Source organism: Haemophilus influenzae (assembly GCF_019703545.1).
GTDB lineage: Bacteria > Pseudomonadota > Gammaproteobacteria > Enterobacterales > Pasteurellaceae > Haemophilus > Haemophilus influenzae_E.
The window spans coordinates 782,876-795,504 of record NZ_AP018771.1 but is presented as its reverse complement, the minus strand read 5'-3'; the positions used below and the strand labels follow the sequence as shown (position 1 = coordinate 795,504).

General features: G+C 38.7%; 10 protein-coding genes. 6 read left to right on the top strand and 4 right to left on the bottom strand.

The features are described from left to right. Positions 1–77: 77 nt before the first annotated feature. Positions 78–1,649, top strand: coding sequence for a glutamine-hydrolyzing GMP synthase (guaA, locus tag K6J66_RS03975; protein WP_038439152.1), 1,572 nt, complete (start codon positions 78–80; stop codon positions 1,647–1,649). A 61-nt stretch (positions 1,650–1,710) separates the two neighbouring features. Here guaA and rarD read toward each other — a convergent pair whose 3' ends face one another. Next, entirely contained in the window at positions 1,711–2,601 is an 891-nt protein-coding gene (gene rarD, locus K6J66_RS03970) for an EamA family transporter RarD (protein WP_005686648.1), read from the bottom strand. Between the two features lie 119 nt (positions 2,602–2,720). Here rarD and K6J66_RS03965 point away from each other — a divergent pair, with 119 nt between their 5' ends. Further along, positions 2,721–3,182: an Lrp/AsnC family transcriptional regulator gene (locus tag K6J66_RS03965; RefSeq protein WP_005632111.1), complete on the top strand. Its 462-nt coding sequence runs from the start codon at positions 2,721–2,723 to the stop codon at positions 3,180–3,182. 38 nt (positions 3,183–3,220) lie between these two features. On the opposite strand, the gene nhaA is transcribed toward K6J66_RS03965, so the two are convergent. After that, entirely contained in the window at positions 3,221–4,423 is a 1,203-nt protein-coding gene (gene nhaA, locus K6J66_RS03960; RefSeq protein WP_038439164.1) for a Na+/H+ antiporter NhaA, read from the bottom strand. 187 nt (positions 4,424–4,610) lie between these two features. Here nhaA and brnQ point away from each other — a divergent pair, with 187 nt between their 5' ends. Further along, a complete protein-coding gene (gene brnQ, locus K6J66_RS03955; RefSeq protein WP_038440227.1) occupies positions 4,611–5,921 on the top strand; it encodes a branched-chain amino acid transport system II carrier protein in 1,311 nt (436 codons plus the stop codon). 107 nt (positions 5,922–6,028) lie between these two features. Here the strand turns inward: brnQ and nanQ are convergent, their stop codons facing one another. Both nanQ and K6J66_RS03945 read right to left on the bottom strand, forming a co-directional pair. Next, positions 6,029–6,496 (bottom strand): N-acetylneuraminate anomerase, encoded by a 468-nt coding sequence (nanQ, locus tag K6J66_RS03950; protein ID WP_005668233.1) that lies wholly within the window; start codon positions 6,494–6,496, stop codon positions 6,029–6,031. Between the two features lie 75 nt (positions 6,497–6,571). After that, the gene (locus tag K6J66_RS03945) at positions 6,572–7,180 is read right to left on the bottom strand and encodes a glycosyltransferase (protein ID WP_228839983.1); all 609 of its coding nucleotides are present in this window, start codon (positions 7,178–7,180) and stop codon (positions 6,572–6,574) included. 265 nt (positions 7,181–7,445) lie between these two features. On the opposite strand from K6J66_RS03945, the gene pnp reads away from it, so the two are divergent. The 3 genes from pnp (at position 7,446) to K6J66_RS03930 (ending at position 12,562) form a co-directional block, all read left to right on the top strand. Continuing rightward, complete coding sequence (gene pnp, locus K6J66_RS03940; RefSeq protein ID WP_005648798.1) at positions 7,446–9,575, top strand: polyribonucleotide nucleotidyltransferase; 2,130 nt, start codon at positions 7,446–7,448, stop codon at positions 9,573–9,575. An 81-nt stretch (positions 9,576–9,656) separates the two neighbouring features. Further along, a complete protein-coding gene (gene nlpI / locus K6J66_RS03935) occupies positions 9,657–10,601 on the top strand; it encodes a lipoprotein NlpI (RefSeq protein ID WP_005694062.1) in 945 nt (314 codons plus the stop codon). A 119-nt stretch (positions 10,602–10,720) separates the two neighbouring features. Next, positions 10,721–12,562, top strand: coding sequence for a DEAD/DEAH box helicase (locus K6J66_RS03930; RefSeq protein ID WP_038439170.1), 1,842 nt, complete (start codon positions 10,721–10,723; stop codon positions 12,560–12,562). The last annotated feature ends 67 nt before the right edge of the window (positions 12,563–12,629 follow it).

Below are 12,629 nucleotides of genomic sequence, written 5' to 3'. Positions count from 1 at the left end.
GTTTAAAGTGCGGTTGGTTTTTGCAAAGTTTTAAATAATATAAACCGCTTACACTATCAATAATAAGAGCATTATAAATGACAAATATCCACAATCACAAAATCCTGATCCTCGACTTTGGTTCACAATACACTCAACTGATTGCGCGTCGTGTGCGTGAAATCGGTGTGTACTGCGAACTTTGGGCTTGGGATGTAACCGAACAACAAATCCGTGAATTTGCTCCAACGGGTATCATTCTTTCTGGCAGTCCTGAAAGCACAACTGAAGAAAACAGCCCGCGTGCGCCTGAATATGTGTTTAACGCAGGCGTTCCAGTGCTCGGCGTTTGCTATGGAATGCAAACTATGGCGATGCAACTTGGCGGCTTAACCGAAACATCTGATCACAGAGAGTTCGGCTATGCTTCAGTTTCTCTTGAAAATTCAACCGCACTTTTTGCAAATCTTAACGATAATTTAACCGCTTCTGAGCCAAAATTAGACGTTTGGATGAGCCACGGCGATAAGGTAACGCGCTTACCAGAAAACTTCAAAGTAACTGGCACAACGCTAACCTGCCCAATTGCTGCGATGTCTGATGAAAGCCGTCGTTTCTACGGTGTGCAGTTCCACCCTGAAGTAACGCATACTAAAAAAGGCTTGGAATTATTAACCAACTTCGTAGTAAACATCTGTGGTTGCGAAACCAAATGGACAGCAGAAAACATTATCGAAGATGCCGTTGCTCGCATCAAAGAGCAAGTGGGCGATGATGAAGTGATTTTAGGCTTATCTGGTGGTGTGGACTCTTCTGTGGTTGCATTACTTTTACACCGTGCTATCGGCAAAAACTTACACTGCGTATTCGTAGATAACGGTTTGCTTCGCTTACACGAAGGCGATCAAGTCATGGAAATGTTTGGCGATAAATTCGGTTTAAACATCACTCGTGTTGATGCTGAAAGCCGTTTCTTAGGCGAACTTGCTGGCGTATCTGATCCTGAAGCGAAACGTAAAATTATCGGTAAAGTATTTGTTGATGTATTTGATGATGAATCGAAAAAACTCACTAATGTGAAATGGTTGGCACAAGGTACGATCTACCCTGATGTGATCGAATCTGCAGCCAGCAACACAGGCAAAGCCCACGTAATTAAATCACACCACAATGTAGGTGGCTTACCAGACTATATGAAACTTGGCTTAGTTGAACCGTTACGTGAGTTATTTAAAGATGAAGTGCGTAAAATCGGTTTGGCATTAGGCTTACCAGCTGAAATGATCAACCGCCACCCATTCCCTGGCCCAGGCTTAGGTGTGCGTGTATTAGGCGAAGTGAAAAAAGAATACTGCGATTTATTACGCCGTGCGGATGCGATCTTTATCGAAGAATTACGCAACAGCGGTTGGTATGAAAAAACCAGCCAAGCCTTCAGCGTATTCTTACCAGTGAAATCTGTAGGCGTAATGGGCGATGGCCGTAAATACGATTGGGTTATTTCCCTACGCGCGGTAGAAACCATCGATTTTATGACCGCACATTGGGCACATTTGCCTTATGATTTATTAGGCAAAGTGTCTAACCGTATCATCAACGAAGTGAATGGAATTTCCCGCGTCGTGTATGACATCAGCGGAAAACCACCAGCGACAATCGAGTGGGAATAGAAAATCTCTATTTCAGATAATTTCTAATTATTTCAGTAACTTTAATAAGTGCGGTTAATTTTCACCGCACTTTATTTTTGTTTAAAAGCCCTTCTATGCCAATCACAATGAGACTTAACCAAATAGGCACATAAGTAAAATAGTCGCTTGTGGTTATTTGATTATCTAGCACAAAGACAGCTATTAAAAAAAGCAATATGGGTTCAATATAACTCAACACCGCAAAAATACTAACTGGAATTTGTTGGCTTGATTTTAAGTTGGCTGAAAGCGAAATCGCACTCACAATACCAAGTGCTGGTAGCAATAACCAATAACGATATTCTTGCGTAACCAAAGAAAGCGTATCGCTTTGAGAAAGAATATAAATAAAACAAGGAATCGAAATTAAAATAATATCCAATGTAATTCCTTGTAGAGCAGGGATTTTCATCCATTTACGGCTTAGATAATAAAATGGATAAACCGTACAAACCCACAAGCTTGTCCATGAAAAACTTTGAGTGTGCCATAATTCATGTGCAACACCGCAGGCAGCCAGTAAAAGCGCGATTTTCTGAATAAATGATAAGCGTTCTTTTAACCAAGCCCATCCTAAAACAGCCATAATCAGCGGAAAAAGAAAATATCCCATTGCAATATTTATCCCTTCGCCATTTAGCGGCGCCCACATAAAGAGCCAGAATTGACTTCCCGCATCTAGTGTCCCCAGTAAAAATAAAACCCAACGCGTCCAACTTTTTCCTAAAGTTGTCGTAATAAGAGACAAAAGAGAGCGGCAACCAATAGTCGGGAATAAAATTAAAAGTAACCCAAAGATCATGGTCAGCATACGCCACGCAAAAACATCCGTTCCGCTAAGTGGTTGGAGCCATATACTAAATAAATACAATATGCCAAATAAACATTGTGAAAAAATGCACAATAATACGCCTTGAATGACTACTTTCATCTTGAACCTCATCTCATCAATGTGATTATTATAAAATCCCAAGACAATAAAAAATCTCAACTTTATTTTTTATTGTGATAATATTTTTCTCAATAGTTACATTTTTGAGAAATTATCTTATGCAAACACTGGATAAATTAGATCGTAATATTTTGAATGTATTACAACAAGATGCCATGATTCCGTTAAAAGAACTGTCAGAGAAAGTGAATAGTTCCGTTGCAACCTGCCAACGACGTGTGCAAGCATTAACTGATTCAGGCGTTATTACAAAACGAGTTGCAGTAGTTTCTCCAAAAGCCGTTGGGCGTACGATTAGCGTATTTGTCATGGTCGAAATGGATAATCAACATTCTTATTATCAAGAGCAATTTGAACGGAAAATGCGTCAAGAAGACGAAGTGGTGAGCTGTTACGAAATCTCAGGGGACTATGATTTTATGTTGCTACTCCATGCAAAAGATATGGAAAGCTATCACGCATTCACACGCCGAGTATTGACGGGTGAATTTCATGTAAGAACTTATAAAAGTTTATTTGTAATGAATTTTACCAAAGCAGATAGTGGAATTATCTTATAGAACAAGTGCGGTAAATTTTTACCGCACTTTGTGTATGATTAACTTAGTTTTGTCGTCTGTTTCAAGAATAAATAACCAAGTATTGCCGAAACCGTTGATCCAAGTAGAATACCTAAACGAGAAAGAGTATTGACACTTTCCCCCGCATTAGCATCAAACGCAAGGCTTGCTAAGAACATTGACATCGTAAAACCGATTCCACATAAAACCGCAACAGCAAAAATTTGTTTAAAATTAATTCCATCTGGTAATTTAGCTAATCCCAATTTAACAGAAATATAACTAAATCCAAATATACCGACTGGTTTACCAATAATTAAACCGCTTGCTATAGCCAATAATAATGGCGACGAAATCATATTCACATCTATGCCTGCAAAACTCACACCAGCATTGGCAAATGCGAAAAGTGGTAAAATAACGAAAGATGACCAAGAGGCTAAAATATGCTCGAAATCATCTAATGGGCGTTCTCCTTTCTTACCTTTCAATGGAATGCTAAAACCAATAATAACGCCTGCTAAAGTAGCATGCACACCAGACTTTAATACGGAAGCCCATAAAATTGCACCTACGACCATATAAGCGCAAAGTGCGGAAACTTTGAAACGATTTAGTAATATCAGCGCAATAATTGCCACGGCAGAAAAAATTAGTGCTTGTACACTCAATCCGTGCGAGAAAAATAATGCAATAACAACTATCGCACCGAGGTCATCAATAATAGCAAGGGCAAGTAAAAATATTTTCAGTGGAAGTGGCACTTGTTTACTCAATAACGCCATAATTCCCAGTGCAAAAGCAATGTCTGTTGCCATTGGAATTGCCCAGCCATTAGCTAAACTTGGATCTTGTTTAGCGATAAACCAATAAACTACAGCCGGTATAACCATTCCGCCAATAGCTGCAATAGCAGGGAAAATAGCTTGTTGATAGGTAGAAAGCGCGCCTTCAAATAATTCTTTTTTGACTTCCATTCCCACTAATACAAAAAACACCGCCATAAAACCATCGTTAATCCAGTGAATTAAGGTTTTATTAATTGAGAAACTACCAATTTGTAAACTTACAGGCAAATTTAAAAAATCATTATATTGGTTGCTTAACGGCGAATTAGCCAGCAACATCGCAACAACAGCTGAAAAAAGCAATAATATACCGCCAGCAGATTCTAATTTAAAAAAACGTTGGATCAGTTTTATCACATAAACCTCTTTAAAAATACATAGCAAAAAATTCACAAAGGGGCATCCTAGCATATTTTCGAAGTTAAAGGAAAAAGTGCGGTAGATTTTGTCGGGATTTTTAGCGAATTGTCGATAAAATGCCATATATTGTGACAAAATTCACATTTTTAATTTTACGCAATAGGGATTTTATCTACTTTGTAGTAGAATGCAGGCCTTTTTATTTTTAGAGTCAAAAATTATGTTTTCACGTAAAGATATTATCGTTTTAGGAATGATGATCTTCGCCTTATTTTTAGGTGCAGGTAATATCATTTTTCCGCCTATGGAAGGATTTTCCGCAGGACAACATTGGACGAGTGCTTCCTTAGGCTTTGTTTTAACTGGCGTTTTAATGCCATTTATTACTCTTGTCGTGGTAGCGATTTTAGGTCGTGGCGAAGAACTTACTAAAGATTTACCAAAATGGGCTGGCACAGGTTTCCTCGTTATACTTTATTTAACCATTGGCTCTACCTTTGCAATGCCTCGTATCACGAATGTTGCTTATGAAATGGCGTGGTTGCCTTTAGATCTAGTGGAAGATAATGCGAATGTTCGTTTCCTATTTTCACTCATTTTTAACTTAATCGCGATGGGCTTTATGATTAGCCCAAATACGATCATTTCAAGCGTGGGTAAATTTATGACACCAGCTTTATTAGTGTTACTTATTGCTGTGGCAATTACCGTATTTATTTCGCCTTTATCTGAAATTCAAGCGCCAAGTAATGCTTATGAAAATAGCCATTCTTTATTAATCGGTTTAACTAGCGGCTATCAAACGATGGATGTACTTGCAGCCATCGCTTTTGGTGGAATTGTCGCCCGAGCATTATCAGCGAAAAATATGACAAAAACCAAAGATATTGTGAAATACACCATTTCAGCAGGATTTGTTTCTGTCATTTTACTCGCCAGTTTATATTTTTCGCTTTTCTATCTAGGTGCAACCAGTGCTGCAGTTGCAGAAGGGGCAACGAATGGTGGACAAATTTTCTCTCGTTATGTAAATGTCTTATTCGGTTCAGCTGGGACTTGGATTATGGCAGGTATTATTGTATTAGCGAGCTTAACAACACTTGTTGGTGTAACTAGCGCATCTGCTGATTATTTTTCAAAATTCTCTGTGCGTTTTTCTTATCCATTCTGGGCCGCACTTTTTACCGCAATGACAATCACTGTTTCACAATATGGTTTAACGGATCTACTTCGCATAACGATCCCAGCCTTGTTATTAATTTACCCAGTAGCTATTGTGCTTGTTTTATTGCAATTCCTACGCAAAAAACTTCCATCAATAAAATTTACATACAATAGTACATTGCTCGTTACGGTTTGTTTTAGTTTATGTGACAGCTTAAATAACGTTAAAATGTTACCAGAAAGCATCAATTCATTATTGAAACACTTCCCTCTTTCATCTGAAGGAATGGCTTGGTTGGTTCCGACTTTAGTAATGTTAGTTGCAAGCATTTTTATTGGAAAAGCATTGCATAAAACCCATTCTTAATATCACAAAGTGTTTTATTTATCAGCTCTGTGCCGTAAAACTCCGTCCTTCAGGGCGGAGATATAAGGCACTGGGCTGATAAATTTCTAACCGCACTTTTTCAAAAATTAAATTAATTTAACAGGTACTTTTACGACCAATTTTTTAATTTTTTCTGTTTTTCCATTGACTACACAGCAAGGCTTGTGCGGTTCGTAAGGATAGAATACAGCGAACATTTTTGGTTTCATTGTGACGGTGAATTTATCATCAATATCTGCACAAAGTTGATAATCATCCGCTTCGTTGTAATCTTCATACTTAGATAAATTCGGATAGGTTGCGCCCACTTCGATATTTTCCGTGCCACGAATAAGCACTTGTACATCTAAGTATTCATGATGTAATTCTGCTTTTTTACTGCTTGGTTCTGCAGTTTCTGGTTCCATTACGTTCATATAAATTTGATCGTTAATATCATGGCGACCATTCTCTAACGCATTCAAATCTAACGTATTTAAATAATCACATACTTCAGCAATCACTTTTGGTAAACCAACTTTAAAATTTGGGCTGGTTAAGCTGCTAATAATCATAGAATTTTCCTTATAGTGGATAAAAGTTACACTATGATACCAAGTCGGTTAAATGAAATAAAGCCACCGATTACATCATCTCTCTTGATTAATCCAATTAGCTCTTGTAGTACCGAGTGGAAGAGAGCAAATATCTTGCCAACTTATTGAAGCATAAAGCCTAAACAATGAAATTACGGCATTAACACAAGCATTTTCAGAAAAAATATTATCAAGAGGCTTATGAGGACCTGTAAAATGAAAGATATTAGGAGAAGTATCGAGAGAATCAAATGAAATCATATGATCTAATTGGAAATTATAACGCTTGTCTAATGGAATCCACCGATCCTCAAAATAGTAATTTAGAATATCTTGATCGCCGTAAATTAAACTTTCTTTTAATTGGGTATGTAATGTAATTAATTCTTTAGAAAATGATGAAATTCCTAATTGATACTTCTCCATATTCAAATATAAAACTCCCGCATTAAAATAATCCTTATCTTTATAAGGACGGCCAATGCGAGTTACATAAGGATCTAAAACTGCTGCTATTGTATGACGAGAGAAATCTAAATATTCAAAAGGAAGTGTAATATTGCCATTAATCACGATATGACAATCAAGATAAATCCAATAAGGAATATCACTATAATGAAGTAAGCGATCAATATAAAATCTTAAATAAGTAGCAGAAGTAATATAATTATTTGCACTAAAAGAATCTAATTCTGATTTATCTATATGAACTAATTGTAATGTTGAATAGCGTTTAGCAAAATAAAGTTAGCCATTAAAGCCAAACATCCTGTATAATGCACGGGCTTTATTTTCTACATTAGCGTGCGGCTATCAAAAGAAATTTTTAAACGCCCAAAGTGCGGTCATTTTTTCGAAAGATTTCTTTTGCTAGTCGCAATCTGGGAAATAAGGCATTGTTTTTAATATAAATTTTAAGGAAAACATTGTGAATCCAATTGTTAAACAATTTAAATACGGTCAGCATACCGTTACTCTAGAAACTGGCGCGATTGCACGTCAAGCAACGGCTGCGGTTATGGCAAGCATGGACGATACCACGGTATTCGTGACTGTTGTTGCTAAAAAAGATGTGAAAGAAGGTCAAGACTTCTTCCCATTAACCGTAAACTACCAAGAGCGTACTTATGCAGCGGGTAAAATCCCTGGTGGTTTCTTCAAGCGTGAAGGTCGTCCATCTGAAGGCGAAACTTTAATTGCACGTTTAATTGACCGTCCAATTCGTCCATTATTCCCAGAAGGTTTCTTCAATGAAATCCAAGTTGTGGCAACTGTGGTTTCTGTAAACCCACAAATCAGCCCTGACTTAGTAGCAATGATCGGTGCTTCTGCAGCATTAACCTTATCTGGCGTGCCTTTCAATGGCCCTATCGGTGCAGCACGTGTTGGTTTTATCGACAACCAATTCGTATTAAACCCAACTATGGCAGAACAAAAACAAAGCCGTTTGGACTTAGTGGTTGCTGGTACTGACAAAGCCGTATTAATGGTTGAATCTGAAGCTGATATTTTAACTGAAGAACAAATGTTAGCGGCAGTCGTATTCGGTCATCAACAACAACAAGTTGTGATTGAAGCAATCAAAGAATTTGCAAAAGAAGCGGGCAAACCACGTTGGGATTGGGTTGCACCACAACCAAACACAGATTTAATCAACAAAGTAAAAGCGATTGCTGAAGCACGTTTAGGCGATGCATACCGCATTACTGAAAAACAATTACGTTACGAACAAATCGATGCGATTAAAGCGGATGTAATTGCGCAAATCACAGCTGAAGATGAAGAAATCAGCGAAGGTAAAATCGTGGATATTTTCACCGCACTTGAAAGCCAAATCGTGCGTGGTCGTATCATTGCAGGCGAACCACGTATTGATGGTCGTACCGTTGATACTGTTCGTGCATTAGATATTTGCACTGGTGTATTACCACGTACTCACGGTTCTGCAATTTTCACCCGTGGCGAAACGCAAGCATTAGCTGTTGCGACTTTAGGTACTGAACGTGATGCACAAATCATTGATGAATTAACGGGTGAACGTCAAGATCACTTCTTATTCCATTATAATTTCCCTCCATATTCTGTAGGTGAAACAGGTATGATCGGCTCGCCAAAACGTCGTGAGATCGGTCACGGTCGTTTAGCAAAACGTGGTGTAGCGGCTGTTATGCCAAGCCTTGCAGAATTCCCGTATGTTGTGCGTGTTGTCTCTGAAATCACTGAATCTAACGGTTCTTCTTCTATGGCATCTGTATGTGGTGCATCTTTAGCATTAATGGATGCAGGTGTTCCTATCAAAGCTGCTGTTGCAGGTATCGCAATGGGCTTAGTGAAAGAAGAAGAAAAATTTGTGGTGCTTTCAGATATCTTAGGTGATGAAGACCACTTAGGTGATATGGACTTTAAAGTGGCTGGTACACGTGAAGGTGTGACCGCCCTTCAAATGGATATCAAAATTGAAGGTATCACCCCTGAAATTATGCAAATTGCATTAAACCAAGCGAAAAGTGCACGTATGCACATTCTTGGTGTCATGGAACAAGCAATCCCAGCTCCACGCGCTGATATTTCTGACTACGCACCGCGCATCTACACAATGAAAATTGATCCTAAGAAAATCAAAGATGTCATTGGTAAAGGTGGTGCAACAATCCGTTCACTAACTGAAGAAACTGGTACATCAATTGATATTGATGACGATGGTACAGTGAAAATTGCCGCAGTAGATAGCAATGCAGCGAAAAACGTAATGGGACGTATTGAGGAAATCGTTGCAGAAGTTGAAGCTGGCGCAATTTACAAAGGTAAAGTCACTCGTCTTGCTGATTTTGGTGCATTCGTCGCAATCGTTGGAAATAAAGAAGGTTTGGTTCATATTTCTCAAATTGCTGAAGAGCGTGTAGAAAAAGTTAGCGATTACCTTCAAGTGGGTCAAGAAGTAAACGTAAAAGTTGTTGAAATCGATCGTCAAGGTCGTATTCGTTTAACAATGAAAGACTTGGCTCCAAAACAAGAAACTGAAATTAACCAAGAAGATCCTGTCGAAGAACAGGAATAATCTTGGAATATAGAATCAAAACTTGGTAGCATTCGCTGCCAAGTTTTGTTGTTTTCCAACTTTTAGGCATAAAGAAAGCAAATGCGGTGTTTTCGCTTATCTCGCCATTTTATAGTCTATTTATTTAGCTTATGTGCGATCTTACTCCTTGCTGGCTGTGTTCAGTCTAGGGGCGGTTTTGTGTCTAAAAATCATGTCGTGTTGGCTGAACAAAACCCGAATACTCACTTTGAACAAGAAGTGATGATCGTGCGATTAAGCCAAGTACTACTGGTTGGAAAAATGAGTAATGAAGAACGTGCATCGCTACATTTTGAACGTGGCGTACTCTATGATTCTCTTGGATTATGGGGACTTGCTCGTTATGATCTTACTCAAGCCCTTGCATTACAGCCGAAAATGGCATCTGTGTACAATTACTTAGGGCTTTATTTATTGCTTGAAGAAGATTATGACGGCGCATTGGATGCTTTCAATACGGTGTTTGAATTAGATTCAGGTTATGACTATACCCACCTTAATCGTGGTTTAAATTTTTATTATGTAGGGCGCTACCATCTTGCTCAGCAAGATTTCTTACAGTTCTACCAAGCCGATAAAAAAGATCCCTATCGTGTCTTATGGCTATATTTGAACGAACAAAAATTAAAACCACAAGAAGCCCAAACAAACCTTGTTGAACGAGCAAAAGGGCTATCAGAGGACTTCTGGGGTACACATATCGTTCAATATTACTTAGGACACATCTCTGTAGAAGAATTACAACAACGTGCAAGTGAATTTGCCGAAAATTCACAACAATATGCTGAAATTCTCACAGAAACCTATTTTTATCTAGCAAAACAAAAACTCAATGTAGGGCTAGTAGATGAAGCAGCAGCTTTATTTAAACTAGCTATGGCAAATCAGGTTTATAACTTTGTTGAGTATCGTTTTGCCGCGTTTGAACTCATGAAATTAAAACCGGTTCAAACAGAAGACGAAAAAGAAGAGAAAAGTGCGGTAACAAAAGCGATTGTTTTCTAAAAATCAATCCAAAACTTACCGCTCTTTGCAGTAGAACGAATAGAAAAATTCATTCGCTCTGCTCAACTTAATAAACCGAAAGCCCGTTGAGCTTTCCTTATTTATATTCGAGTATTTTAATGACTGACAAAATTACTTTTAATGACTTAGGCTTACCTGAGTTCATCTTAAAAGCTGTTTCTGACTTAGGTTTTGAAACACCTTCTCCAATTCAACAATCTTGTATTCCGCATTTGCTCAGTGGCAATGATGTGCTAGGTATGGCACAAACGGGTAGTGGTAAAACTGCTGCCTTTGCACTGCCTTTATTAGCGCAAATCGATCCAAGTGAAAAACATCCACAAATGTTAGTGATGGCACCTACACGCGAACTTGCTATTCAAGTTGCCGATGCGTGCGAACTATTTGTTAAATATGCACAGGGCACTCGCATTGTTACCTTATATGGTGGCCAACGTTATGACATCCAACTTCGTGCATTAAAACAAGGCGCACAAGTGGTTGTGGGTACACCAGGTCGTATTCTTGACCATATTCGTCGCGGAACATTAAATCTTTCTGAACTTCGTTTTATCGTATTAGATGAAGCTGATGAAATGCTACGTATGGGTTTCATTGATGATGTAGAAACCGTCATGGCAGAATTACCAGAAAATCATCAAACTGCGTTATTCTCTGCAACAATGCCTGAACCGATCCGTCGTATTACTAAACGTTTTATGAATGATCCACAAGAAGTGAAGATCAAAGTGAATAACGAAAATGCCCCAGATATCGACCAAAGTTGTTGGTATGTACACGGCGTGCGTAAAAACGAAGCTCTTCTTCGTTTCTTAGAAGTGGAAGATTTTGATGCAGCGATTATCTTTGCTCGTACTAAAACTGGCACGTTAGACATTACAGAACTACTTGAAAAAAATGGTTTCCGTTCTGCCGCACTTAATGGCGATATGACACAACAATTACGCGAACAAACCCTCGATCGCTTACGTAACGGCAGTTTAGATATTGTTGTGGCAACCGATGTGGCTGCACGCGGTATTGATATTGAACGTATCAGCCTTGTGGTGAACTACGACATTCCGCTTGATGCAGAATCTTATGTACACCGAATTGGGCGTACTGGTCGTGCAGGGCGTTCTGGTCGTGCTTTATTATTCGTTGAGTCTCGCGAGCGTCGTTTACTTCGTAATATTGAACACCTAATGAAAAAAGGTATCAATGAAGTAGAATTGCCAAATCATCTTGTGTTACAAGAATGCCGCCGCAAAAAATTTGTCGCAAAAATTACGAAACAACTCGAGCATCACGATTTAGAACAATATCGTAGTTTATTAGAAGACTTATTCACAGCCGATCAGGATCAAGAAGATATTGCTGCAGCAATGTTGATGCTGCTTCAAGGTAAACAAAAATTAATTCTTCCACCTGATCCGCCAATGGAGAAACGTCGTCGTGAACGTAATGAACGAGGCGATCGCCGTGAAAATCCACGTTCAGCTGAACGTCGTGGCGAACGTAAAGGCTATGGAAATCCACAACCAATGGATTTATATCGTATCGAAGTCGGTCGTGCAGATGGTGTAGAAGTTCGCCATATCGTTGGTGCGATTGCTAACGAAGGCGATATTAACAGCCGTTATATTGGTCATATTAAACTTTATGATGACTACACTACCGTTGAATTGCCACAAGGTATGCCGAAAGAATTATTGCAACAATTCGGAAAAACACGAGTATTGAATAAACAAATGCAAATGTCTTTCTTAGGTGCAGTAAAATCCGATAATTCCCGTGGCAGCGATGATTTTAACGGTAAACGTAAAGGTCGTGGTGGCGATTTCCGTGGAGAGCGCGGACGTGAACGCGGCAATGATAATCGTGGAAATCGTAAATTTAATGAAAAAAGTAACCGCACTTTTAGCGATAAACCACGCCGTGATCGTAGATCATCATTCTAAAAATAAATCGTCTGATATTTTAGATACACTTAGCCCCTTGAACCTCAAGGGGGCTTTTTATTGTCTA